Annotated in this window: 25 protein-coding genes; 20 read left to right on the top strand and 5 right to left on the bottom strand. The window is 60.4% G+C overall.

Going from position 1 to position 24,752, the window contains the following annotated elements; all coding sequences use genetic code 11:
* Window positions 1-330 precede the first annotated feature (330 nt).
* The 8 genes from M0D69_RS17835 (at window position 331) to M0D69_RS17800 (ending at window position 8,156) form a co-directional block, all read left to right on the top strand.
* Window positions 331-2,415, top strand: coding sequence for a 3-hydroxyacyl-CoA dehydrogenase NAD-binding domain-containing protein (locus tag M0D69_RS17835; RefSeq protein ID WP_301783278.1), 2,085 nt, complete (start codon window positions 331-333; stop codon window positions 2,413-2,415).
* Between the two features lie 22 nt (window positions 2,416-2,437).
* The gene (gene pncA, locus M0D69_RS17830; protein ID WP_301783277.1) at window positions 2,438-3,064 is read left to right on the top strand and encodes a bifunctional nicotinamidase/pyrazinamidase; all 627 of its coding nucleotides are present in this window, start codon (window positions 2,438-2,440) and stop codon (window positions 3,062-3,064) included.
* A 64-nt stretch (window positions 3,065-3,128) separates the two neighbouring features.
* Window positions 3,129-4,307, top strand: a complete 1,179-nt coding sequence (locus M0D69_RS17825; protein WP_301783276.1) for an acetyl-CoA C-acyltransferase — start codon at window positions 3,129-3,131, stop codon at window positions 4,305-4,307.
* 76 nt (window positions 4,308-4,383) lie between these two features.
* A complete protein-coding gene (locus tag M0D69_RS17820; protein ID WP_301783275.1) occupies window positions 4,384-4,686 on the top strand; it encodes a Dabb family protein in 303 nt (100 codons plus the stop codon).
* A gap of 4 nt (window positions 4,687-4,690) precedes the next feature.
* Window positions 4,691-5,155 carry a PaaI family thioesterase gene (locus M0D69_RS17815; protein WP_301783274.1) on the top strand — a complete coding sequence of 155 codons (465 nt, stop codon included), beginning with the start codon at window positions 4,691-4,693 and terminating at the stop codon, window positions 5,153-5,155.
* 61 nt (window positions 5,156-5,216) lie between these two features.
* Window positions 5,217-6,224: an NADP-dependent oxidoreductase gene (locus tag M0D69_RS17810; protein ID WP_301783273.1), complete on the top strand. Its 1,008-nt coding sequence runs from the start codon at window positions 5,217-5,219 to the stop codon at window positions 6,222-6,224.
* A 32-nt stretch (window positions 6,225-6,256) separates the two neighbouring features.
* Window positions 6,257-7,126, top strand: a complete 870-nt coding sequence (locus M0D69_RS17805) for an SDR family oxidoreductase (RefSeq protein WP_301783272.1) — start codon at window positions 6,257-6,259, stop codon at window positions 7,124-7,126.
* Between the two features lie 64 nt (window positions 7,127-7,190).
* Window positions 7,191-8,156, top strand: a complete 966-nt coding sequence (locus M0D69_RS17800; protein WP_301783337.1) for an alpha/beta hydrolase — start codon at window positions 7,191-7,193, stop codon at window positions 8,154-8,156.
* A gap of 47 nt (window positions 8,157-8,203) precedes the next feature.
* Here the strand turns inward: M0D69_RS17800 and M0D69_RS17795 are convergent, their stop codons facing one another.
* Both M0D69_RS17795 and M0D69_RS17790 read right to left on the bottom strand, forming a co-directional pair.
* Window positions 8,204-9,034 (bottom strand): NRDE family protein, encoded by an 831-nt coding sequence (locus M0D69_RS17795; RefSeq protein ID WP_301783271.1) that lies wholly within the window; start codon window positions 9,032-9,034, stop codon window positions 8,204-8,206.
* A 21-nt stretch (window positions 9,035-9,055) separates the two neighbouring features.
* Window positions 9,056-10,042 carry a folate-binding protein YgfZ gene (locus M0D69_RS17790; RefSeq protein WP_301783270.1) on the bottom strand — a complete coding sequence of 329 codons (987 nt, stop codon included), beginning with the start codon at window positions 10,040-10,042 and terminating at the stop codon, window positions 9,056-9,058.
* Between the two features lie 63 nt (window positions 10,043-10,105).
* On the opposite strand from M0D69_RS17790, the gene mltG reads away from it, so the two are divergent.
* The 10 genes from mltG to M0D69_RS17740 all read left to right on the top strand — a co-directional run bounded on the left by mltG (window position 10,106) and on the right by M0D69_RS17740 (window position 20,285).
* On the top strand, window positions 10,106-11,122 hold the full coding sequence (gene mltG / locus M0D69_RS17785; RefSeq protein WP_301783269.1) for an endolytic transglycosylase MltG: 1,017 nt from the start codon (window positions 10,106-10,108) through the stop codon (window positions 11,120-11,122).
* Window positions 11,122-11,742: a dTMP kinase gene (tmk, locus tag M0D69_RS17780; RefSeq protein ID WP_047897296.1), complete on the top strand. Its 621-nt coding sequence runs from the start codon at window positions 11,122-11,124 to the stop codon at window positions 11,740-11,742. The genes mltG and tmk overlap by 1 nt, the downstream gene beginning before the upstream one ends.
* A gap of 204 nt (window positions 11,743-11,946) precedes the next feature.
* Window positions 11,947-12,969 (top strand): DNA polymerase III subunit delta', encoded by a 1,023-nt coding sequence (locus M0D69_RS17775; RefSeq protein WP_301783268.1) that lies wholly within the window; start codon window positions 11,947-11,949, stop codon window positions 12,967-12,969.
* Between the two features lie 46 nt (window positions 12,970-13,015).
* Entirely contained in the window at window positions 13,016-13,513 is a 498-nt protein-coding gene (locus M0D69_RS17770; protein ID WP_301783267.1) for a GNAT family N-acetyltransferase, read from the top strand.
* Between the two features lie 33 nt (window positions 13,514-13,546).
* Entirely contained in the window at window positions 13,547-14,338 is a 792-nt protein-coding gene (locus tag M0D69_RS17765; protein WP_301783266.1) for a TatD family hydrolase, read from the top strand.
* Between the two features lie 213 nt (window positions 14,339-14,551).
* Window positions 14,552-15,208 carry an ankyrin repeat domain-containing protein gene (locus M0D69_RS17760; protein ID WP_301783336.1) on the top strand — a complete coding sequence of 219 codons (657 nt, stop codon included), beginning with the start codon at window positions 14,552-14,554 and terminating at the stop codon, window positions 15,206-15,208.
* 233 nt (window positions 15,209-15,441) lie between these two features.
* Window positions 15,442-15,798 carry a Rap1a/Tai family immunity protein gene (locus tag M0D69_RS17755; protein WP_301783265.1) on the top strand — a complete coding sequence of 119 codons (357 nt, stop codon included), beginning with the start codon at window positions 15,442-15,444 and terminating at the stop codon, window positions 15,796-15,798.
* A 228-nt stretch (window positions 15,799-16,026) separates the two neighbouring features.
* Window positions 16,027-17,322, top strand: coding sequence for a mechanosensitive ion channel family protein (locus tag M0D69_RS17750; RefSeq protein WP_301783264.1), 1,296 nt, complete (start codon window positions 16,027-16,029; stop codon window positions 17,320-17,322).
* Window positions 17,323-17,569: 247 nt separating this feature from the next.
* Window positions 17,570-18,976: an alpha,alpha-trehalose-phosphate synthase (UDP-forming) gene (gene otsA, locus M0D69_RS17745; RefSeq protein ID WP_301783263.1), complete on the top strand. Its 1,407-nt coding sequence runs from the start codon at window positions 17,570-17,572 to the stop codon at window positions 18,974-18,976.
* A 241-nt stretch (window positions 18,977-19,217) separates the two neighbouring features.
* A complete protein-coding gene (locus M0D69_RS17740; RefSeq protein WP_301783262.1) occupies window positions 19,218-20,285 on the top strand; it encodes a glycosyltransferase family 4 protein in 1,068 nt (355 codons plus the stop codon).
* A 131-nt stretch (window positions 20,286-20,416) separates the two neighbouring features.
* Here the strand turns inward: M0D69_RS17740 and M0D69_RS17735 are convergent, their stop codons facing one another.
* From M0D69_RS17735 to M0D69_RS17725, 3 genes are all read right to left on the bottom strand, one after another.
* Window positions 20,417-21,007 carry a YSC84-related protein gene (locus M0D69_RS17735; RefSeq protein ID WP_122172837.1) on the bottom strand — a complete coding sequence of 197 codons (591 nt, stop codon included), beginning with the start codon at window positions 21,005-21,007 and terminating at the stop codon, window positions 20,417-20,419.
* A gap of 377 nt (window positions 21,008-21,384) precedes the next feature.
* Window positions 21,385-21,861, bottom strand: coding sequence for a hypothetical protein (locus tag M0D69_RS17730; protein WP_301783261.1), 477 nt, complete (start codon window positions 21,859-21,861; stop codon window positions 21,385-21,387).
* 275 nt (window positions 21,862-22,136) lie between these two features.
* Window positions 22,137-22,445 (bottom strand): PsiF family protein, encoded by a 309-nt coding sequence (locus M0D69_RS17725; protein WP_301783260.1) that lies wholly within the window; start codon window positions 22,443-22,445, stop codon window positions 22,137-22,139.
* 607 nt (window positions 22,446-23,052) lie between these two features.
* Between M0D69_RS17725 and M0D69_RS17720 the strand changes: the two genes are divergently transcribed.
* Together M0D69_RS17720 and M0D69_RS17715 are read left to right on the top strand one after the other, a co-directional pair.
* Window positions 23,053-23,334: a hypothetical protein gene (locus M0D69_RS17720; RefSeq protein WP_301783259.1), complete on the top strand. Its 282-nt coding sequence runs from the start codon at window positions 23,053-23,055 to the stop codon at window positions 23,332-23,334.
* Between the two features lie 374 nt (window positions 23,335-23,708).
* Window positions 23,709-24,701 (top strand): sugar ABC transporter substrate-binding protein, encoded by a 993-nt coding sequence (locus M0D69_RS17715; RefSeq protein ID WP_301783258.1) that lies wholly within the window; start codon window positions 23,709-23,711, stop codon window positions 24,699-24,701.
* Window positions 24,702-24,752 lie beyond the last annotated feature (51 nt).

The raw sequence follows: 24,752 nt of genomic DNA, 5'->3' as shown, positions 1-24,752 counted from the left end.
TTGGACGCTCGACCGCGCTCGGATGGAGCGCAACGCAGCCGAGTCAGCGCCGCCCCAAAAGGAAACCATCGTTCGGCTGATCGAGAACATGCTTGCACCGCCACAGCGAGCCTGAGTCGTATAGTGCTCCGTTGATTCATACACATTTCCCTCGATATCCACCCGTTTCCTCCCGGCTTTCCTCCAACTCAAATTTAATGAAATTGAACGAGCGTTCTTTTTTGTGTATTCTTATCGGGCAACTCACAATCACGGCAACAGGATAATCAGCGCTTTTCGGGAATTTCCCGGAAAATCTGGTTAGCGCAGGCATCGAATGGAGGTAGACAAATGGCAGTGGATTACACGACCCGCAACGGCATCGCCGTTATTACGCTGAACAATCCGCCGGTGAACGGCCTTGGATTCTCCACCCGACTGGGCATTGTCGAAGGCGTCGAGCGCGCGCAGGCGGATGCGTCCGTCAGCGCGATCGTGATCGTCGGCGCAGGGAAGGCGTTTTCCGGCGGCGCCGATATCACCGAATTCAACACGCCCAAGGCGACCCAGGAACCCACGCTGCACACGGTCATCAAGGTCGTGGAAGGGAGCACCAAGCCTGTCGTGGCCGCAATCCACAGCGTGGCAATGGGTGGTGGCCTCGAACTGGCGCTCGGCGCGCATTATCGCGTGGCGTTGGCGGGCGCGCAGATCGCGTTGCCCGAAGTCAAGCTCGGCATCCTGCCGGGCGCAGGCGGCACGCAGCGCTTGCCGCGCGCGGTCGGCCTGGAGACTGCGCTGAACATGATTGTGTCGGGTGCGCCGGTGATGTCGGAGAAACTGGCCGGCGCGGGCTTGTTCGATCAGATGGCAGAAGGCGACCTGCTCGGCGAAGCCGTCAAATTTGCGCAAAAAGTGGGCGCGCAAAGCGGCCCGCATCCGAAGGTTCGTGATCGCAAGATCGAGCATCCGAACGCGGAAGGTTTTATCCAGTTCACGCGCAACATGGTCACGCCGATGGCGAAGAACTTTCCGGCGCCGCTCAAATGTATCGATGCAGTGGACGCCGGCGTGAAACTCGGTTTCGATAAAGGCCTGGCCGCCGAGCGCGAATGTTTCGTCGCGCTGGTGCAGACGCCGGAAAGCCGTGCGCTGCGGCACGCATTTTTCGGCGAACGTGCGGCGAGCAAGATTCCGGACGTGCCTTCGACCACTCCTGTGCGCAAGATCGAACGCGTTGGCGTGATTGGCGCGGGGACGATGGGCGGCGGTATCGCGATGAATTTCGCCAACGCAGGATTGCCGGTCACGCTGCTCGAGACGAAGCAGGAAGCGCTCGATCGCGGTCTCGCCACCATCCGCAAGAACTACGAAAGCGCCGTGAAGAAGGGCCGTCTGACGGCGGAGAAACTGGAAGAACGCATGGCGTTGATCACGCCCACGCTCGCTTACGAGGGCCTCAAAGACGCCGACCTGATCATCGAAGCGGTATTCGAAGAACTCGGCGTGAAAGAGCAAGTGTTCTCGAAGCTCGATCAGGTGGCGAAGAGGGGAGCGATCCTCGCATCGAATACGTCTACGCTGGATGTCGACAAGATCGCCGCGTTCACCAAGCGTCCCGAAGACGTGGTCGGTATGCACTTCTTCAGCCCGGCCAACGTCATGAAGTTGCTGGAAGTCGTGCGCGGCGCGAAGACGTCGAAGGACGTGCTCGCGACCGTCATGCAACTCGCCAAGAAGATCAAGAAGACGGCCGTGGTGTCGGGCGTATGCGATGGTTTTATCGGCAACCGGATGATCGAGCAGTATCTGCGCCAAGCGCTCTTCATGCTCGAAGAAGGCGCGTTGCCGGCGCAGGTTGATCGCGCCATCGAAAAGTTCGGCTTTGCAATGGGACCGTTCCGCATGAGCGATCTGGCGGGCAATGACATCGGCTGGGCGATTCGCAAGCGGCGTTATCTGGAGAAGCCGGATCTGAAGTATTCGAAGATCGCGGACCGCTTGTGCGAAACCGGACGCTTCGGACAGAAGACAGGTGCGGGATGGTACGACTACAAGGCGGGCGATCGGGCCGCACATCCGTCGAAGATCGTGGACGAGATGGTCGTGGCGTATTCAAAAGAACGAGACGTCACGCGCCGCAAGATTTCCGACGATGAGATTGTCGAGCGGCTGGTGTTCGCGCTCGTCAACGAAGGCGCGCTGATCCTGGAGGAAGGGATTGCATCGAAGGCATCGGACATCGACATGGTCTATCTGACCGGCTACGGTTTCCCGCTGTATCGCGGCGGACCAATGTTGTATGCGGATACGGTCGGCCTGTACAACGTCGAGCGCGCGATGCGCAAGTACGCCGCGCAACCCAACGGCGATGCATGGAAACCCGCGGCGCGCGTAACCGAACTGGCTGCGGCAGGCCGCGGCTTCAACAGCTAGCAACTACCCGGTGAGATCTGCGATGAAAGGCGCTGACGAAGTCCTGCTCGTGATAGATGTCCAGAATGATTTCATGCCTCGCGGCGCATTGCCGGTTGCTCACGGTGACGAAGTCGTGCCCGTGATCAATCGGCTGGCGAATGCGTTTTCGCATGTCGTGTTGACCCAGGACTGGCATCCGGCGAAGCATGTTTCATTCGCCGAACATCACCCAGGGCGCGCGCCTTTCGACATGGCCACGCTGAGCTATGGTCAGCAAGTCCTGTGGCCGACGCATTGCGTGCAGGACACGGACGGCGCGGCGCTGCATCGCGATCTGCACGTGCCGCACGCGCGGCTGGTGATTCGCAAGGGTCATCACGTGGATGTCGATAGTTATTCGGCCTTCATGGAAGCCGATCGCAAGACGCCGACAGGCCTCACGGGGTATCTCCGCGATGTCGGCGTGAAGCGCGTCTATTGCTGCGGGCTGGCGACGGATTATTGCGTCGCGTGGTCCGCGCTCGATGCGCGCAGCGCGGGCTTCGAAGCGGTCGTTATCGACGATGCCTGTCGCGCGATCGATCTCGACGGCTCGCTTGCGCGGGCGTGGGAGCAGATGACGGCGGCGGGTGTATCGCGGATCGGATCGACCGACTTGCTGCGCTGAACACGGTGGACCGGATGATCCGGATAAACCGACAACACTATTCGTATTCGAAGTGGAGACAAGCATGACTGACGCGGTAATCGTATCGACAGCACGCACGGGCCTCGCCAAATCCTGGCGCGGCGCATTCAACATGACCCACGGCGCGACGCTTGGCGGCCATGCAACACAAGCGGCTGTGGCGCGCGCGGGCATCGACCCGGCGCGCGTGGAAGACGTGATCATGGGTTGCGCAAATCCGGAAGGCGCGACCGGCATGAACATCGCGCGGCAGATCGCGCTACGGGCAGGCCTGCCGGTCAGCGTGCCGGGCATGACCGTCAACCGCTTTTGTTCGTCGGGGCTGCAAGCCATTGCGCTCGCGGCGCAACGCGTGATCGCCGGTGAAGGCGACGTGTATGTGGCGGGCGGTGTGGAATCCATCTCGTGTGTGCAGAACGAGATGAACCAGCACATGCTGTTCGACGGGTGGTTGAAGGAACACAAACCCGGCATCTACTGGTCGATGTTGCAGACTGCCGAGAACGTCGCCAAACGCTACGAGATCTCGAAGGAGCGGCAAGACGAGTACGGCGTGCAGTCGCAATTGCGCGCGGCGGCGGCTCAGGCTGCGGGCAAGTTCAACGACGAAATCGTGCCGATCACGGTGCTCGCCGGTGTCGCCGACAAAGCCACGGGCCGCATGTTCACGAAGGAAGTCACGCTATCTTCCGATGAAGGCATTCGCGCCGATACAACGCTCGAAGGGGTATCGAAGATTCGCACCGCGATGCCCGGCGGCGTTGTCACGGCGGGCAATGCGAGCCAGTTTTCCGATGGCGCATCGGCTTGTGTCGTGATGAACGCTTCGCTCGCCGAGAAGGAAGGGCTGAAGCCGCTGGGGATTTTCCGGGGTTTCGCCGTTGCGGGTTGCGAGCCGGATGAAATGGGGATCGGGCCGGTGTTCGCGGTGCCCAAGCTGCTGAAGAAAGCGGGTCTCAAGGTCAGCGACATCGACTTGTGGGAACTGAACGAAGCGTTCGCTGTGCAAGTGCTCTATTGCCGCGACACGTTGGGTATTCCCGCCGACCGCCTGAACGTGAACGGCGGCGCCATCGCGGTGGGGCATCCGTATGGGGTCTCGGGCGCGCGGCTCATGGGTCATGCATTGATCGAAGGCAAGCGGCGCGGCGCGAAGTTTGTCGTGGTGACGATGTGTATTGGTGGCGGGCAGGGCGCAGCCGGGTTGTTTGAAGTGGTGTGATTTTGTACGGTCGCCCGGCGTTTTTGATACGCTTGGGCGATCGGCACAAATCATTCGCTACAACCGGGAGCCCGTCTTGTTACGTCACATCGTCATGTGGAAGTTGAAGGAAAGCGCCGAGGGCGCCACTCGCGCTGAAAACATCGTCAAGCTGAAAGCCGCGCTCGAAACCTGCCGCAGCATCGTTTCGGGCCAAGGCCACTTCGAAGTCGGCGTTGCGCAGCCCGGCTACGAAGCCACGTACGACGTGGTCCTTGTCTCCGATTTCGACAATCAGCAAGCCCTCCAGGCCTATCAGGTTCACCCCAAGCACCTGGCGATCAAGGACTTCGTTGCAGCGGTACGTGAATCGCGTCAATGCATCGATTACGAAGTCTGAGGCCATGACCGATTTCTCCATGCTCCCTGAAAGCCCGTTCGTCGATTCGCTCGGCGTGCAGCTGGTCACCGCCGAAGATGGCTCAAGCGAAGTCGTGCTGCCATTGACCGGCACGCACATGAATACCTGGGGCATTGCACACGGCGGCGTGACCATGACCCTCGCCGACGTCGCCCTCGCGATGGCCGCGCGCAGCTTGGCCGATGACGGTATCGGCGTGGTCACCGTCGAAATGAAAGTCAACTTCATGCAACCCGGCCGCGGCGAACTGCGCGCGTTTGCCCGCGTGCTGCATCGCTCCACCACCATGGCGTATTGCGAAGGCGAAATCCGCGACAGCGAAGGCCACTTCGTCGCCAAAGCGCTCGGTACCTTCAAATACATCCGCAAGCTCGCCGTCGGCCGCGATATCGCGCAGCAACGCCTTCGTTCCGATCCGTCCGCAACACCCGGTCCCAGCGACGCCTGACGCCGCTACCAGGGCGCGGCTCGCGCCCTGGCTTATCCCGGGACCGCACAGGAGTATCACGATGTCAGAACACAATTCAATCAATCGCCAGATCCTCCTCGTTTCGCGCCCGCAAGGCGCGGCAAGCGTCGATAACTTCAAACTCGTCGAAACCCCGCTCGAGCCGCTGGCCGACGGGCAAGTGCGGGTGCGCAATCACTTCCTCTCGCTCGATCCGTACATGCGCGGCCGCATGGACGAATCGAAGTCATACGCCGCGTCGCAGCCGCTCAACGAGGTGATGATCGGCGGGACCGTGGGCGAAGTGGTGGAATCGAAGAATCCGAAATTTACTGTCGGCGACAAGGTGGTCGGGATGTATGGCTGGCAGGAATTCGGTACGTCCGATGACAAGGGGCTGCGGAAGGTCGACGATACCCATATTCCGCTTTCAACGTATCTCGGCCCGGTCGGGATGCCCGGCGTGACCGCGTGGCTCGGACTCAACAAGATCATCGAGCCGAAAGCGGGTGAAACGGTCGTCGTCAGCGCGGCGAGCGGCGCGGTGGGCAGTGTGGTCGGCCAGTTGGCGAAAGCGGCGGGCTGCCGCGCGGTGGGCATCGCGGGCGGGGCGGACAAATGCCGCTATGTCACCGAGACGCTCGGCTTCGACGCGTGCGTCGACTATAAAGCCGGCAACCTCTATGAGGACCTCAAGGCGGCGTTGCCTGACGGCGCCGACGGTTATTTCGAAAACGTCGGCGGCGAGATACTGGACGCCGTGCTGTCGCGCATGAACGCGTTCGGCCGCATTGCGTTGTGCGGAATGATCGCCAGTTACGACGGCTCGCCGATGCCGCTCAAAAAACCCGCCCTGCTACTCACGCAGCGCTTGAAGGTGCAGGGTTTTATCGTCAGCGAATCGCCGGAAGTATGGCCCGAGGCGCTCAAACAACTCGGCGGCCTCGTTGCGCAGAAGAAGCTGCAATATCGCGAAACCATCGCGCAGGGACTCGAAAACGCGCCGGAAGCGTTTCTCGGATTGCTGAAAGGCAAGAACTTCGGCAAGCAGCTCGTCAAGCTGATCTGAACGTTCGGGTTTATAAGATCGAAGGAGACACAGTGAACCAGTTCGACGGCAAGGTGGCCGTGATCACGGGTGCCGGCAGCGGCTTTGGCCGCGAGTTTGCCTTGAAGGGCGCGGCGCTTGGCATGAAGCTCGTGCTCGCCGATGTCGATGTCAAAGGCCTCGCGGAAACGGTGGAGCTGGCGCTCGCTTCAGGCGCTGAAGCGCTCGGCGTGTATACGGACGTCTCGGATGCAACTCAAGTCGACGCCCTCGCACGCGCAACCATCGATGCATACGGCGCCGTGCATCTGCTCTTCAACAACGCGGGCGTCGGCACGGGCGGTTTTGTCTGGGAAAGCAGCGCGAACGACTGGGCGTGGGTGTTCGGCGTCAACGTAATGGGCGTCGCGAACGGCGTGCGCGTGTTCACGCCGTTGATGCTCGCGCAGAAAGAACCCGCGCATATCGTCAACACGGCGTCGGTGGCGGGTTTGCTGTCCGCGCCGGGGATGGGCGTCTATAACGCATCGAAACATGCGGTCGTCGCGTTGACGGAGACGCTGTATCACGACTTGAAGATCGTCGGTGGGCTCGTGGATTGTTCCTTGCTGTGTCCCGCATTCGTGCCGACGGGCATTGCGAATGCCGAGCGGGTGCGCCCCGAGGGCTTGCGCAACGATGAACCTCTGACGGCTTCACAACGCATGGCCGGCCAGCAGCTCACGAAGGCGGTGGAGGGCGGGAAGCTGAGCGCAAAACAGGTAGCGGAACTGACCTTCGACGCCGTGCGCGAACGGCGGTTTTATGTACTGACGCATCCGAAGATTCTGGCGTCGGTGCAACTGCGTTTCGATGACATCACGCAACTGCGCAACCCGACCGATCCGTTGTCGTTGAAGCCGGAGGTGAAGGCGCGGACGTAGGACGAAAGTGAGTTGACGCCGGCCTTATGTCATCATCGTGAGCTTTCAACGCCAGCCACTGCCCATGCCGCTTAATCCCGCCGTTGCACAGGTACTCGAACTTATCGCGAAGGCCAAGCGGCCGCCGTTCCATACGCTTGAACCAACTGCTGCGCGGGCTTCCTACGAGCGCAGCGCGCTGATCCTCGACATCGCGCCGGCAGAGATGTTCGACGTTCACGAATTCGATGTCCCCACGCGCGATCACGCATCCATTCGAACGCGCCTTTATTACCCTGTCGAACCCAACTGGGCCGCGCCCACACCAACGCTGGTCTACTTTCACGGCGGCGGTTTCATGGTCGGCAGCATCGATACCCACGATTCACTGTGCCGACGCCTCGCCGCTGACTCCGGTTGCGCGGTGGCATCGGTCGATTACCGGCTCGCACCCGAGCACACGTTTCCAACCGCCGTGCACGATGCCTTCGACGCCCTCACATGGCTCCACGCGCAAGCACCCTCGCTCGGTCTGGACAGCACGCGTTTCGCGGTCGGCGGAGACAGCGCGGGCGGCACGCTTGCAACCGTGTGCGCATTGCTCGCACGCGATGCCGGCATCGCACTACGCCTCCAGTTGCTGATTTATCCCGGCGTAAGCGCGCGGCAGGACACGCAATCGCATGCGCAATTTGCCGAGGGTTTTGTGTTATCGGCGAGAACTATCCAGTGGTTTTTCGCGCACTATCTACGCAACGATAAAGACCGCGACGACTGGCGTTTTGCCCCATTGGACGCGCGTGGACCCATGCCGGATTTCACCAGCATCGCTCCAGCGTGGATTGCCGCCGCCGATCACGATCCGCTTTTCGACGAAGACATAGCGTATGCGGCCAAACTCGAAAGAGCGCACGTCCCGGTCGAATTGATCCGCTACGAAGGCATGACGCACGAGTTCTTCAAGATGGGCGGTTTCGTGCCGGACGTGGCGAACGCGCACGCGGATGCAGTGAATGCGTTGCGCCGATACCTGGACGTCAGTGAAAGCTAGAGAGGAGCGCCGAAAACTTTACGCGCACAAAGTCCAGCCTGAAGGTTCTAAGCCACCCGCACGATCGTGAACGCATCGCTTCGTTCGAACGCACCGGGGCGTGTGATCTGATGTGAGCCGTCGTCGTCGCTGAGTTCTTTGATTTGCAGCGTCAATTCGCCGTCGAGGGCCGCCACCCGCAGAGCAGTCGTACTGCGCGTGCCATAACCTTCCGACTCGATAAACGCCGCCGACAACACGCGCTCACGTTCAAGCGAGATACCGGTGGACGGCAGCAGGTGGTCATCGGCGAGTTGAGGGTTGCGCATAGTCTCGATCAACTGGTCCAGCGACGGTCTTTCGTCGACATGAACCAGGTCTCTTAACGCCTCGCGTTGCGCGACGAGCTTGGGCCAGGGCGTGTCGAGCAGACTATTCGATAACCCGTGGATGCCCGCATCGAGCAGCGAAGGCGGGGCATCGGCGCGATTACCGTACCAGGCGAGTTCCCGCCGCGTAAAGTCGCCGACGATCAGATTGAAGCCGTTGTACAAATGTCCCTCGCGGGCCACGGCGTCCAGATAGACCATCGGCGCGACCGGTTCGCCGGATAAAAAGTCGCTGACGAGCGTGCCGCGAGTGGGCGCGTTGGGCTGCATTTCCGCCGGCGCCCGATAATTCGTCAACGCGGCGAAACGGCCATCGCGCGTGACACCAAGCCAGGTGCCCCCGCCCGTGAGATCGCGTCCAGCTAGCACGCCAGGCGCGTCTTTCCACCAGTGCAACTGCTCCGTTTCACGATGAAAAAACTCGTCGCGATTGGCGGCGAGCGTGATCAATGGACGGTCAAAACCCGACGACACCGCGTCCGGTTGCCAATCGAAGACGATCAGGCACATGAGCGAACCGTCCGCGATAAGTCAGGCTTCGCTCGGCAGCGCATACGGCAGCGGCGAAAATTTAAGCGTTGGGCCATCGGCTGCGCCGACGTGCACCGACCCCTGATCCAGGGCCGCGAGCTTGATTTCAACGAGCGCATCCACGCCGCCGCCGGGCGCGGGCGCGACGTTGACTACCAGGCCGCACGGTTGGCCGGGGTCGTCGGAGTGGAACAGTTCGTCGCCGGGTTTAGCGGCATCGGCATGGGCGAGAGACGTCCGCCGCTTGATCGTGCCGCGATATTGGCTGCGCGCGACAACTTCCTGCCCCGGATAACACCCTTTCTTGAAATTGACGCCGCCGAGCACGTCGAAGTTGACCATTTGCGGGACGAATTGCTCCGAAGTCGCGTGCGTGATGCGCGGCTCGCCGGCGTGAATGTCGAGCCAGTCCCATACCTCGGCCGGCGCGCGCGTCAACTGGTTCTCCATCCCGGCGAGGCGCGCTTCGACTTCGGCTTTCGGGCCAACCCACAAAAAGCGCGGCCGGCCTGCGGCATCGGGGACGCGGATCAGCGAACCCAGCGGACCGTCCACTTTCACATGCACGCCGTCGGGCATGGCGTCGAAGAGATGGGACAGCGTCTTGCGGACATCGCCGGCAAAACCGACGGCGGCGAGCGACGGGGTGGCATCGACGAGCTTCGCTTTTGCGCGCATCACGAACATCGACAAGCGTTTTTGCACCGATGCCTGCACGTCGGCGGCGAGCATCAAACGCACGGCGTCACCGCAGCGCCACATCAGGAACGACGCCAGCAAGCGGCCTTTCGGCGAGCAATAACCGGCCAGACGCGCTGTGGATGCATCGAGATGCTGGACGTCGCTCGTCAATTGCGTGTGAAGGAAAGCAGCGGCGTCGTCGCCGGTGGTGTCGATGATGCCGAACTGCGTCAGCGGCACGAACACGCCTGCATGAAGGACGGCATCGAAAGGGGACGAAAGCGATGAGACGGTCGGGGAATTCATGAACCTGACTTTGACGGATGCGAACAAAGTTATTATATGGGTCTAATCCCGAGCGTGTTTCGCATGTCCCTTTTAAAGAAATGTTTGATCGCGGCTGTCGTCGCGGTCGTGGTTGCCGGTGCGTCCGTCGCGGGCATGTTCAAGTGGGCGAACAGCCCGGTCGACCTGGCCTCACCTGAACTTGACATCACCATCAAATCCCACAGCACGTTGCGCAGCGTGGCCCTCCAGCTGGACCGCGGCGGCGCGCACGTCCAACAGCAGTTGTTTGTGCTGATGACGCGCGCGCTCGGTCTTTCTTCGCAGCTCAAGTCCGGTAACTACGCGTTCAAGGAGGGCATCACGCCGTACGAGATGCTGCAGAAAATCGCTCGCGGCGACGTCAACGAGTACGTGGCGACGGTGATCGAAGGCTGGACGTTCCAGAAAATGCGTAACGAACTGGACGGCAATCCGGCGCTGCAGCACGACACGGCGGGTATGACCGACACCGATCTGCTGAAGGCGATCGGCGCGCCGGACGACGTGATTGCGCGGGCGAGCGCGGAAGGCCTGTTTTTCCCCGACACCTATCTCTTCGATAAAGGCACGAGCGATATCGCCGTCTATAAACGCGCGTACAAACTGATGCAGCAGCGCCTGACCGAAGCCTGGAATACCCGCGCGCAGAATCTGCCGTACAAGACGCCGTACGACGCGCTGATCATGGCGTCGATCGTCGAAAAGGAAACCGGGCGCGCTACCGACCGGCCGCTGGTCGCGGCGGTGTTCGCCAACCGGTTGCGCATCGGCATGCCGCTGCAGACGGACCCTTCGGTGATCTACGGCCTGGGCTCCGCCTACGGCGGCCGGCTGCGCAAGAAAGACCTGCAAACCGACACTCCGTACAATACCTACACGCGCATGGGGCTTCCGCCCGGTCCGATCGCGCTGCCGGGCGTCGCGGCGCTCGCGGCGACGGTCAATCCTGCGTCCAGCTCGGCACTCTATTTCGTGTCGCGCGGTGACGGCAGCAGTTTCTTTTCAGACAATCTCGGCGACCACAATCGGGCCGTCGACAAGTACATCCGGGGTCAATGATGGTGCGCGGCAGATTCATTACGTTTGAAGGCATCGACGGGGCGGGTAAAACGACGCACCTCGCGTGGTTTCGTCAGCGCCTGGACGAAAAAATCGCATCGACGGGCCGCTCGGTCGTGATCACGCGCGAACCCGGCGGCACGACGCTCGGAGAAAGCCTGCGCGACTTGTTGCTCAATCAGCCGATGGATCTCGAAACCGAGGCGCTGCTGATGTTCGCCGCGCGCCGGGAACACCTGGCCCAGATCATCGAACCGGCGCTGGCCCGGGGCGACTGGGTACTGTCGGATCGTTTCTCCGATGCCACCTTCGCGTATCAGGGTGGCGGTCGTGGCCTGCCGCGTGACAAGCTGGAAGCGCTGGAGCGGTGGGTGCAGGGCGGTTTTCAGCCGGACCTGACCGTGCTCTTCGACGTACCGACGAACGTAGCCAGTGAGCGGCGCGGCGCAGTCCGCTCGCCGGACAAGTTCGAGAGCGAATCCGATTCGTTTTTCGGTCGCACGAGGGCCGAGTATTTGCGGCGAGCGGCGGAATCCCCGGAGCGGTTTGTGATAATCGACGCTACGCAGTCGATCATCGACATACAGAAACAACTTGAGAAAGTGATCGCAAATATATGATTTTTATAAATATTTTATAAAATATAAATCACTTTAAGTCTCTGTGCTCGAAGGCTCTTCAGCGTTAAAGCAGCGCTGCATCAACCTCGAAAAAACCTCAAATATTGTCTGCAAGCATTTGAATTGATTGAATTTTAATTGCAAGTTAAAGTAAATTTAAACTCGCAAGATTACGTCACAAACACCTGATCCAAAAGACTTTTCATGATCTATCCGTGGCAAACCGATGACTGGTCCCGTCTTGAGCAACTGCGTACGAACTGGCCGCACGCGCTGCTCCTGCACGGTCGCGCGGGTATTGGCAAATTGCAATTCGCGCAGCATCTTGCTCAAAGCCTGCTCTGCGAATCTCCGACTGAAACGCGCGAACCGTGCGGACACTGCGTTGCCTGTCTGTGGTTCAGCCAGGGCAACCATCCCGACTATCGCGCAGTGCTGCCCGAGGCGCTCGCCGGTGAATTGATCAGCGACGACAAGGCGGCGGACGCCGAGGACGGCAAGAAATCGAAGGTGCCGAGCAAGGAGATCAAGATCGATCAGGTGCTCGGGCTGATGAATTTTTTTAGTATCGGTTCGCATCGCGGCGGTTTGCGGGTCGTGCTCGTGTATCCGGCCGAATCGATCAATGTATTCGCCGCGAACGCGCTGCTCAAGACGCTCGAGGAGCCGCCGGCGGGCGTCGTGTTTATCCTCGTGACGGCGCGGATTGACCGCTTGCTGCCGACGATCATCAGCCGCTGCCGTCAATGGCCAATGAGTCTCCCCGCCACCGAGCCCACCGTTGCATGGCTGGCGCAGCAGGGCGTTGAGCGTCCGGCGGCTTTGCTGGCGGAAGCGGGCGGTGCGCCACTGACCGCACTCGCGCTCGCCACCGATGAAAACCGTGCGCTGCGCGATTTCGCGCTGGCGCAACTGGCTGAAGGTCCCGCTTGCGACGCTTTTGCGTGCGGTGAAAACCTGCAGAAGCTGCCGGTACCCATGGTGCTCGGCTGGCTCCAGCGCTGGCTTTACGATCTGCTCGCGCAGAAAACGGCGGGGCGTCCACGCTACTTTCCGGCGGCATCGAAGGCGCTCGAGCGCTGCGCCAAGCAGATCGATACCGAGCGTTTTGCCCGCTTTCAAAAGACGGTGACGCGGCAACGCGCGGTGGAAAATCATCCGCTGAACGCGCGGCTGGTTTTCGAGGAACTGTTCCTGGGCTATCGCGACGTGTTTAACGCCGCCTGATTATCGGCTCGCTTTATCGACTCACTTTTTTGCACACGAACGCATTATGAAACTCAATTTCCGCGACGCTGCGCTCGACGATCTCCCGGGCATCGTGGCCATCTACAATTCCACGGTGCCGTCGCGTCTCGTGACCGCCGATCTGGAGCCGGTGACAGTCGAAAGCCGGCTCGCGTGGTTTCACGCCCACGGCCCGCAGGCACGCCCGCTATGGGTGGTCGAAGAAAACGGCACGGTGGTCGCGTGGTTGAGTTTCTCCGATTTCTACGGCCGCCCAGCCTATCTGCGCAGCGCGGAAGTCAGCATTTATCTCGCTGAAAGCGTGCGCGGCAAGGGACTTGGTAAGCAGTTGTTGCAAGCGGCGCTGGAACGCGCGCCGGCATTAGGTATCAATACACTGCTGGGATTTATCTTTGGCCATAACGAACCGAGCCTGCGCCTGTTCAAAGGCTTCGAATTCCAGACGTGGGGTACGCTGCCGCGCGTCGCGGTGCTGGATGGCGTTGAACGAGACCTCGTGATTCTCGGCCGACGCCTGAGCTAGAGACTCAGCCCAACACGCTTTAACGGAACCCCCATGTTCGTCGATTCGCATTGCCACATCAATTTCGAAGGTCTGGCCGACCGTCTTCCCGAAGTGCTCGACAAGATGCGCGAGCTGAAGGTGACGCATGCGCTATGCGTGTCAGTAGATCTGGAAACGCTGCCTTCCGTGCTGAAGATTGCCGAGGAAAACGAGCACATCTACGCGTCGGTCGGCGTGCATCCCGATCACGAGGACGCGCGTGAACCGAGCGTGGCCGATCTCGTGGAACTGGCGCGGCACCCGAAAGTGGTCGCTATCGGCGAGACGGGGCTGGATTATTATCGGCTGGAAGGCCGCAGCATCGCCGATATGGAATGGCAACGCGAGCGTTTTCGCACGCATATTCGCGCGGCGCATGCGAGCGCGAAACCGCTGATCGTCCACACGCGTTCGTCGTGGGAAGACACCTTGCGGATCATGGCCGAGGAACGCGCGAGCGTGCCGGGCGGCGTGATGCATTGCTTCACCGAACCGTGGCACGTCGCCGAGGCAGCGCTCGCTCAGGACTTTTACATTTCGCTGTCGGGCATCGTGACGTTCAAGAGCGCGAAAGAGGTACAGGACGTCGCGGGGCGCGTGCCGCTCGAGCGTTTGCTGATCGAGACGGACTCGCCATACCTCGCGCCGGTGCCGTATCGTGGGAAATCGAATGAACCTGCGTACGTAAGTTATGTCGGACGCTTCATCGCGCAATTGCGCGAGATGCCGGAAGACGCGCTGGCAGCCGCCACCACGCGTAATTTTTTTACGCTGTTCAAGATCCCGCAGCCGGCCGGTCACTGAGCCCGCAACGGTTCTTCGCCGCAGCTCGTGCTTGAACGCGTGTTTGACTGACTATTAGAACGTTAAGTAATCCCCAAGGAACACATGCTTACATTTTCGACGGTTTCCTCTTCGACCTCTTTTACTTCTCCGACGCCCTCGGCCAATCAATCCGCCTTGCCGGGCAAAACGTGGCGAACCTTCGTGACGGGCCTGGTGCTGACGGCCGCCGCCATGGCGCAACCGGCCTTCGCCGCGCCCGCCGATTCGATGATCAAGGCCGTAAAGTTCGACGACGTTTCAGCCGTTAAGAAGCTATTGGCGCAGGGCGTGGACCCGAATCTGGTCGATAACACCGGCGCGCCGCTGCTCGTCATCGCGGCGCGGGAAAAGTCGGACAAGGTCGGCAAGCTGCTTGCCGACAACCCGAACATCGACCTCGAAAAGCTCGATTCCGCTGGTGAAAACGCGATGATGCTGGCCGCGCTCAACGACGACCTGAACTTCGTGAACATGCTGATTGCGAAAGACGCGGAGGTGAACAAGAAGGGCTGGACGCCGTTGCACTACGCCGCGACCAACGGTCACGACGACGTGGTCAAGGTGCTGCTCGATCATTCGGCTTACATCGATGCCGGTTCGCCCAACGGCACGACCCCGCTGATGATGGCGGCGCGCGGCGGCCATTTGTCGACGGTCAAGTTGCTGCTCGATGAAGGCGCCGACTTGCGGGTGAAGAACCAGATTGGCCTGACGGCGGTGGATTTCGCGAAGCAATATCACGAGAAAGACGTGGCGGAAGGGCTGGCGGCGCGGCTTGCATCGATGCAAAACCAAGGTGCAGCGGGCGCATCCGGGGTCCCGCAAACCGGTACAAACAGTGCAAAATGACGCTCGCGCGGCGAGGAACCTGACTCACGTCTGATGCAAGTCCGACTGACAACAACAGATCCCGTCCGCGCGATACGAGGAACAGCGAGCAACTATCCGGGGAATTGTGAGCCCAGGGAGGGCGTCACTCAGGGTGCGCTCGCTGAAAAGCCGGGCTTGGCCAATTAAAAACGCGCTGTTTTCAATAGCGTTTCAAGGCCGGCCCGCAACTGCCAACATAAGAAAGGATCATCATGCAGCGGGTTTTTGTCATGGCCAGTGTGCTTGCGTTTCCGCTCAGCGCGGCCGCGTTCACGGGCAACGATCTGAACATGCTTTGCACCAAGACGGACACGGCCTCGCGCAGCGCATGCGCGGCTTACATAGAAGGTGCCGCCGATGGCATCTACAACACCATCGAAGCCATTGGCGGCACGTCGGGACCGCAGGTGGGCCAGTATTTCTGCCTGCCAGTCGATGTCAAACCGCAGGAACTGACGGACGCGGTACGCAAGTTCATCGCCGACAATCCCACGCGCAGCAACTTCAACGCGACGACCATGGTGTCGCTCGGCCTGGGCAAGGCTTTTCCCTGCAAGGCTGAAAAGTAAGCTGCGCTCTGACGTGACAGGTTTGTTCATGCCGCCCGCCGGTTCATCGGCTGGCGCCGCTGTGTCCCATGCCGTCATGCCATAGAATACTCATCTCATCATGTGCCACGCTGGTCAGGCCAACTGGCTGCTGGCGTCGCTGCGCTCAAGGTACCAGCGGCTTTCTCACCATCCCGCGTCGTATGCATCTCTCCGACATCACCTTTCAAGGCTGATTCCACGACGACGATGATCTCTTTCGACTCCTTCGAGCGGATCGCTTCCGCCCCGCTCAATTCCTGGCCCGGCACGTTTGTCGTGGCGTCGCTTGCCGTGGTGTTCGCGATCGGCGCGCATTGGGTCGGCGCGCGAATCCTGGTGCGCATTGCGCGGCCGTATCCGTTGATGAGCGTGGTATTGCGTTTTATCGACAACCCCGCGCTCGCGCTGCTGATCATTCTCGCGCTGGGTTTCGTGGTGGTCGAAGCACCCGATACGCTGCCGTTCGCCGCGGCGCTGCGCGACTTGCTTACCGTGTTGCTGATCGTCGCGCTGACCTGGCTTGCGGTGCGTTCGGTGGGTGCTGTGGCCGAGGCGCTGGTGCAGGCCCATCCGCTCGATAACCAGGACAACCTGCAGGCGCGCCGGATTCACACGCAGGCACGCGTGCTGGCGCGTTCGGTGATGGTGGTGATCGTGATCATCGGCTTTGGCGGCGCGCTGATGACGTTTCCCGCCGTGCGGCAGGTCGGCGCGAGCTTGCTGGCTTCAGCGGGCGTGGCGGGACTGGTCGCCGGTATCGCGGCGCGGCCGGTGCTGGGCAATTTGATCGCGGGATTGCAGATCGCGCTGTCGCAACCCATCCGGCTCGACGATGTAGTCGTCATCCAGGGCGAATGGGGGCGAGTGGAGGAAATCACCGGCACCTACGTCTCTATCCGCATCTGGGACCAGCGGCGTTTGATCGTGCCGTTGCAATGGTTTATCGAGAATCCGTTCGCGAACTGGACGCGCAACAGTTCGCAGATCATTGGCACGGTGTTTTTCTACGTCGATTACCGCATGCCGGTCGCGCCGTTGCGCGAAGAACTCGACAGAATTTTGCAGAACGCGCCGGAATGGGACAAACGCGTGCAGGTCCTGCAAGTCACCGACGCCACCGAAAAGTCCATGCAGATTCGCGTGCTCGTCAGTTCCTTCGATTCGGGCTTGAACTTCGATCTTCGATGCCGCGTGCGCGAGGGTCTGCTGAACTTCGTGCAATCGGCGTATCCGCAGTTCCTGCCGCGCGCGAGAGCGGATTTGTCGCCGGAGGGGGAGCACGTCGACTTTGCCGCGCCGCTTGAACGCGGCGTGGCGGATGGCGCAAACGCCACAAACAGAGTAATCAGGCCGCCGGCATCGAGCCGGACAGCCAACACGGAAGCCGATCCGGTGGCAAGCCGGGGAGAGCGTTACGGACCGGATGCATCGGCGCATTCGGCGGCGACAACGGCCCCGAACGCGCCTGCCGGCACTGCGGCCAAACCGGCGGAACGGCGTTGAGAAAATGCCGTGGCATCGAGATTGCGGGCAAGCTCATGAAGCGAACGTACGCGAGCACGGAAAACCCGAAACGCGACAAACCTTGAATTGAGATTGAACTGAGGCCTCCGCACGAAGCCGAACGAAGACCGCTCATGGAGAATGAAGAGAAGCGCACCGGCACTCACAAAGGGCCTCAACCGTCGCGCCGGGTACCGCCCTGAAAAAACACACACCCGAACAGAATTGCAAAAAAAGGAAGCCAGCAATGAGCCGCTTAGTCGTTGTATCGAATCGCGTAGCCTCGCCAACAGAAACCAAAGGCTCGGCCGGAGGCCTCGCAGTGGGTGTCTTCGGCGCGCTGAAGGACAGCGGCGGGGTCTGGTTCGGCTGGAGCGGCGACGTAGTGAGCGACAGCGTGGCGAACCAGGGCCCGAAACTCGAACAGGACGGCGCGGTCACGTTCGCGACGGTCGGCTTGCCGAAGAAAGACTACGACCAGTATTACCGCGGTTTTTCGAACGCAACCTTGTGGCCCGTCTTCCACTATCGCAATGATCTGGCCGTCTACGACCGCGACGAATACGCGGGTTATCGGCGGGTCAATTCGTGGCTGGCGCATCGCGCGATCAAACTGCTGCAACCCGACGATGTCATCTGGGTCCACGACTATCATCTGATCCCGTTCGGCGAAGCGCTGCGCTCGGAAGGCGTGACCAACCGGATGGGGTTTTTCCTGCATATCCCGTTTCCGTCGCCGCAGATCCTGCTCAACATTCCGCCTCATGAGGAACTGGTCAAGTCGCTGTGCTGCTACGACGTCGTGGGCTTCCAGACCCCGGGCGACCAGACCGCTTTCCACGATTACATCGTCCGTCACGCGCATGGAAAAGCGTCCCCCGACGGCGAAGTCGAGGCGTTCGGCCGCAAGCTGAAAACCGGCGTGTACCGCATCGGTATCTTCCCCGATGAAATCGCCGAACAAGCCACTCGGGGCGAAGCGCGTCAGGACGTGATGGACCTGAAGCAGAGCCTGGAGGGCCGCAAGCTCATCATGAGCGTGGACCGGCTGGACTATTCGAAGGGTCTGGTCGAGCGCTTCAAGGCGTTCGAGTATTTCCTGGAGAAATCGCCGGAATGGCGGGGCAATGTCACGCTCGTGCAGATCGCGCCGCCTACGCGCTCGGACGTCGATACGTATCAGCAGATCCGTCATAACCTGGAATACGAAGCAGGACGTATCAACGGCCGTTACTCGGGTCTCGACTACACGCCGATCCGCTATATGAACCAGCGCTATGACCGCTGGAAGCTGATGTCGCTGTTTCGTGAATCGCAGATCGGACTGGTCACGCCGCTGCGTGACGGCATGAACCTGGTCGCGAAGGAATATGTCGCGGCGCAAAATCCCGACGATCCCGGCGTACTCGTGTTGTCCCAGTTCGCGGGCGCCGCCGACGAGATGACGGGTGCGTTGATGGTGAATCCGCACGACATCGTAGGGATGAGCGAGGCAATTGGACGGGCGCTTTCCATGCCGCTCGCCGAACGCCGCGAGCGTTACGAGACCAACATGGTCATGCTGCGCAAATACGATCTTGGCGTGTGGCGCGACTCTTTTCTCGCCGACCTGCGCGGCGTGAAGCTCAACAAACGCCCGGCGAACAGCAAATAAAACCCGCGCTTGACGACTGGATATCGGGCTGAAAACCGCAAGAAATCAACGATGTTCGAGTGTTTCGCGACTGTAACAGCGTCGCGCAAATGAAAGTTTTGCCAACTTTCAGGCATCCGCGGCCAATAATACGGTTTCGTGCTCTCGCGCTGCTCGTCGCGCGAGTACGACCGGCGATCGTGCCGAGCACTATCACCGACTAAACATCACGGCGACGTGAGACCGAGTGGAGACGCGAACAATGAGAATTGCACAGATAGCCCCCTTGACCGAATCGGTGCCGCCCAAGCTGTATGGCGGGACTGAGCGGGTCGTGTCGTATATCACCGAGGCGCTGGTCGAACTCGGACACGACGTGACCTTGTTCGCTTCAGGCGACTCGCAAACCAAGGCGAAACTGGAAGCCGTATGGCCGCGCGCGTTGCGCCTGGATCCGGCCATCCGCGACCGGATCGCCCCGCACATGCTGCTGATGGAAATGGTGCGACGCCGCGCCGACGATTTCGACGTGCTGCATTTCCACATGGATTACTACTCGTTCTCGCTGTTCAAACGCCAGGACACGCCGTTCGTCACCACGCTGCACGGCCGTCTCGATCTGCCCGAGCAACAGCCGATCTTCAACACGTTCAATACCGCACCGGTAATCTCCATTTCGGACGCGCAACGTCATCCGTTGCCGCAGGCCAAGTGGCTGACGACGGTGTATCACGGACTGCCGGAAATGCGTTACATGCCGCAGCCGGTCGAACAGACTTACCTGGCGTTCCTCGGGCGGATATCGCCGGAAAAACGCGTCGATACCGCCATCCGGATCGCCGGCCGCTGCGGCATGAAAATCAAGATCGCGGCGAAGGTGGACTCGGCGGACCGCGAGTATTACGAACGCGAGATCGCGCCTCTGATGGAATTGCCGTACGTGGAATTCATCGGTGAAATCGACGACGGCCAGAAGGCCGACTTCCTCTCCGGCGCCCACGCGCTGCTGTTCCCGATTGACTGGCCGGAGCCGTTCGGTCTTGTGATGATCGAGTCGATGGCGTGCGGCACGCCAGTGATCGCGTTCAATCGCGGCGCGGTGCCGGAAGTGGTGGACGATGGCGTGACGGGGTTTATCGTCGAGGACGAGATTGGCGCCGTGGCCGCGGTGAACCGGTTGCATACCGTGTCACGCGAAGGCGTGCGCAAGCGCTTCGAAGAACGCTTTACGTCGCGTCGCATGGCGCAGCAATATGTCGATGCTTATCAGGCGGTCGTGCGTGCGCAAAAGCGTTCGCGCTTCAAACTGATCGACAGCGCGACCAGCTAAAAGGCGCGTCCACCAGGAACGTCGCAAAAAAACCGCCGCGCGGTACGACCTTCGGGTCGTGCTGCGCGGCGGTTTTGTCTTACGTGCGTGATTCGGGACTCGGGCCGGCTTTCGCGGGCCGACCAAGCTCCTTAGATCTTCAGGCGCGATACCTTCGTGCCTTCCAGCGACAGGTTCGCCATCAAGCCGGCGTTCGTCAACACGAACACTTCGACCGGCGCCGTAGCGGTAGTCGAATCGATATTGCCGTTCGCGCCCATCTTCACCAGCGCCACCGATGCGTCGCCGCCCACCGACCAGCCGTCGGTATTGCGGAATTTGTCGAGTGAGTCCTGCGTCATGAACAGGAAGATGATGGCTTTCGATTGCGCGCCAGCTTGCAGGCCGATCGACCCCGATGTCGTGCTGTAGTAGCCGACCGAGCTGCCGCCAACGCGCAGCGCGCCCTTGCCGTACTGCGCCCCGACGATAAAACCTGCTGCCAGCACCGACGGGAATACGAGCACGCCGCGCGCCTTGCCGACCAGTTCACGCGAACCGCGAGCGGTCACGTAGAGGCGTTGCATGGTTGCGTCGATATCCGCATCGATCGAACGGCGTGCGTCCGCGTCGCCAGCGGTCTGTTGTGCGCCCTGATTCGACGTGGTCGTGCATCCGGCAAGCGCGAGGCCCCCCAGCGCAAGCGCGGCAGTCGATTTGATCATGAAGTTTCGTCTTTGCATCGTTTTCTCCATCGTGGTTTTTTGGGAAACCCCATCTACGGGTGTTGCAGCTTGGCGTTTTATAACACGGCACGTACTTGCACAACATGTCGTGAAACCTCGCGAAGCCTTACCCCGCTTGGCTTTCGCCGGAACACATCAACGCGACGAGGTAATTTTGACCTGCCCGGCCGAGGCATTGTCGACGTGAGAAAACGCTTGTTTGTTCGAAACATTCGTCTTTCACGCCAGACAAAACCAAGAGACGCAAACGGCGGGCCAGCCCGTCGAGATCGCCCGGTTTTCGGTCAAACTTACCCGTCGAAATAAATTTAAAAATGCCGCGGACGGTGCAAAAAACCGCGCAAGGCTTCTGCCGCCACGCCGCAAAGCCCTGTTTAAGGCTTGGCGGAACTCGTCGATTCGTTGGCGGGCTTCGGGTCTTGTTTTTTGGTAGCGGGACGCCGCAGCGCGCGTCGAATCAACCCGATCACCGCGCCGAGCAAGAACAGCGTGACGGCCGGCACGATCCAGTAACCGACAAACGCATGCCATAGATAACCGAACAGCACGCTGCGGCGAATCGAATACTCCTCGATTGCGTCCCGATTCTTGGCGGCATTGGCAGCCAGCACGTCCGGCGGACAACCGGCTATGCGAGCTTCATCGAGGGAACCGTGGCAGCGTGAAGCCGTGGGAGACGCGTGTTGTGCGTCTGTGAATATCCAGGCGGACTGGATGCGCTCGAGGTCTTGGGCGTCGTAGGCCAGTTGCTCGCGAATCTCGTTTACAGCAACGATCATGACTGGAACCGCCCAGAAAATGATCAAGACCAGCCACCGCCTGAACCAGCGGTTTTTATATCGCCATACCATCCTTGGGCCTCCGTCCGTTGCAGTGCTGCAAGCCGGCTAGATTGCGGCGGACCGATGGCGCATTAATTGTTCTGGTGGCCGCCTCGCGTTCATCTTATGAGATAAAACGCGCGTCGCGTAGCACGACCGTAGCTGCACTGCAATAAGACGGGGCGGGGTTTTCCCGCGTTCGGGACTTTACCTATGCACGATTCAATCGCGAGAAACCATGAAAAAAGCCGCGTACCCAACAGGCCCGCGGCTTCAACAAACAATGGAACGTCACCTCGCGCGCTTCAGCTCTTGTTGCTGAGGCAGCTCTTCATGTAGGCCTTGCGGTCGTCGCCAGTCTTGCCCGTCGCCGATTTGTTGCACGCCGTCATCTTCTGTTGCTGGGTCATCGGTGTGGCGGCCGCTGTCGGTGTCGAGGAGAGGCAGTCCTTCATGAAGGCCTTCCGGTCATCGCCTTTCTTGCCCGCCGCCTGCGCGTTGCAGGTAGTCATCTTCGATTGCTGGCTGTTATCGGCAAACGCCGGTGTTGCAGCGAAGCTCACGCTTAAAGCTACGCCCAGTGCGAGCGCTGCCATGGTTGCCTGGATCTTCATTCGATGCTCCCTTTAAGTGGATGACGTGAAACGAGGTGAGGTGATGCAAGGTCAGGCGCGTATCAATACCACTGCGGCTTTTGCTGTCATTTATCATCGTCAGGCGGATCAATCGGGTAGGCCGGTCATGCAGGCTAATCATGCAGGCCAGTCATGCAGGCCAGTCACGCAGCCCATTATGGCAAAAAGCCATACAAATGCCGTACGGTTTCGAACCCACGGCACTGAAAACCGCGCGGGGTTCGTTGTTTTCAAAAGGCGAAGACATTACCCCACTCGAGCTTCTCAACGCCTCGATATACGCTTTGTAAGCTTCTGCTGCATAACAGCAACGATTTTGCCCAGGAGGCTTACAATTTCCGCTTGTCCGCCCGCGTGTGTGAACGGTCGGCGATTTCGCGGCCCGTAACAATGGCGGGAAGCCCTCGTTGTAACGTCACAACATCCGCGATAACCGCCTGTCATCACGCCGACAAAGCGCCTTAGCAGAGTCTCTTCAGGCACTGTCCATGCGCTGCCATGTGGTTGTGTTACCAAGGTTGTGTTACCAAGGTTGAGTTATCAAGCCGTGCGATCCTGTCGTTCAACTTGCCCAGAGGAGTCGCGTATGTCCCACCCCTTGTCCGATCACTACAAAGGCTTTGAGATCACCGTCCAGGCGTTGCGCCGCGCGAAAGAACGCGACGAACCCGACGACGGCCCGCGCCATTTCGATATTGTCGTGACCATTTCGCGCAGTGCGAGCGGCGAGAGCGGCAAGTCGGAGATGTTCGGCGTCCCGGAGCAGGAACCGTTCGACAGTCCGATCGATGCGACTCGCGCAGGTATCGACTATGCGCGAGCGATTATCGACAAGAAGGTGGACGGGGAATCCGTCGATGATCTGTGAGAGCTTGCCGGCCCTGCTGAGCCGGGCGGATCCATCCGCGTTTCGCGAGCGGGAGGTCAGCTGCCTGGTCATCGTCGTTACGTGGCGCGGCAAGATCAGGGCCAACAGCAATTGCGGCGCGTGGTGGAAACGTCCACGCTCATCGGGCTGTGCGAGCTTGCTGCGCAACTTACGTTCGCCAGGCCGATGGCATGCAAGACCGCGCGGGGATCTGACGGAGTGCTCAATCGAAGCTCTTTTCGACATCTGACACAACGGCTGAATCCGAACCGGGGAACACGAAGTCGCCCGGGCGAGAACCTGCCGGAGCCGAGAACCCGGACATTCATCCTGTTTCATCCAACAACTCAAAACAAAACCAGGAGATTCGCTGCATGAACTCACATCACAAGTCTGTCAAACCCGCACTGCGCCGCCGTTTCATCTCGATCGCACTGTCGCTGAGCGCCTGCGCCGCCCTGCCGTTGTCGCTTTACTCCACGAGTGCCGCCGCGCAAGCCGCACACAAGCCGAAGGTCGCGCTCGTCATGAAATCGCTGGCGAACGAGTTTTTCCTGACCATGGAAACCGGCGCCAAGGATTACCAGAAACACAATCCGAACCAGTTCGACCTGATCACCAACGGCATCAAGGACGAAACCGACACCGCGAACCAGATTCGCATCGTGGAGCAGATGATCGTCTCGAAGGTCGATGCGCTTGTGATCGCCCCGGCTGATTCCAAGGCGCTCGTCCCGGTCATCAAGAAGGCCGTGGATGCCGGAATCATTGTGGTGAATATCGATAACCGGCTCGATCCGGACGTGCTCAAGTCGAAAGACCTGAACGTGCCGTTTGTCGGTCCGGATAACGCGAAGGGTGCGAGAGAGGTGGGCGCCTATCTTGCCAAGAAGCTCAAATCCGGCGATGAAGTCGGCATTATCGAAGGCGTATCGACCACGACCAACGCGCAGCAACGCACAGCCGGCTTCAAGGAGGCGATGCAGGCGGGCGGCATGAAGGTCGTGGCGCTGCAGTCGGGTGACTGGGAAATCGACAAGGGCAACGCAGTGGCATCGCAGATCCTGAACGCGAACCCGAACGTGAAAGCATTGCTGTGCGGCAACGACAACATGGCGATCGGCGCCGTCTCCGCCGTGCGGGCGGCCGGCAAGGCGGGCAAGGTGCAGGTGGTCGGTTACGACAACATCAACGCCATCAAGCCGATGCTCGCCGATGGCCGGGTTCTCGCCACCGCCGATCAATACGCCGCGAAGCAGGCGGTATTCGGTATCGATACGGCTTTGAAAGCGATTTCCGAGCACAAGAAACAGTCGGAATTGTCGGGCGTGGTTGAAACACCAGTTGACCTGATCACGAAAAAGTAGGTAAGAGTAGGTAATACGCGCATAGGCAATAGGATTTGTCTGTTTAAAGTC

Source organism: Caballeronia sp. SEWSISQ10-4 2, from assembly GCF_030464885.1.
Lineage (GTDB): Bacteria > Pseudomonadota > Gammaproteobacteria > Burkholderiales > Burkholderiaceae > Caballeronia.
This window is presented reverse-complemented; position numbering and strand designations above follow the sequence as displayed.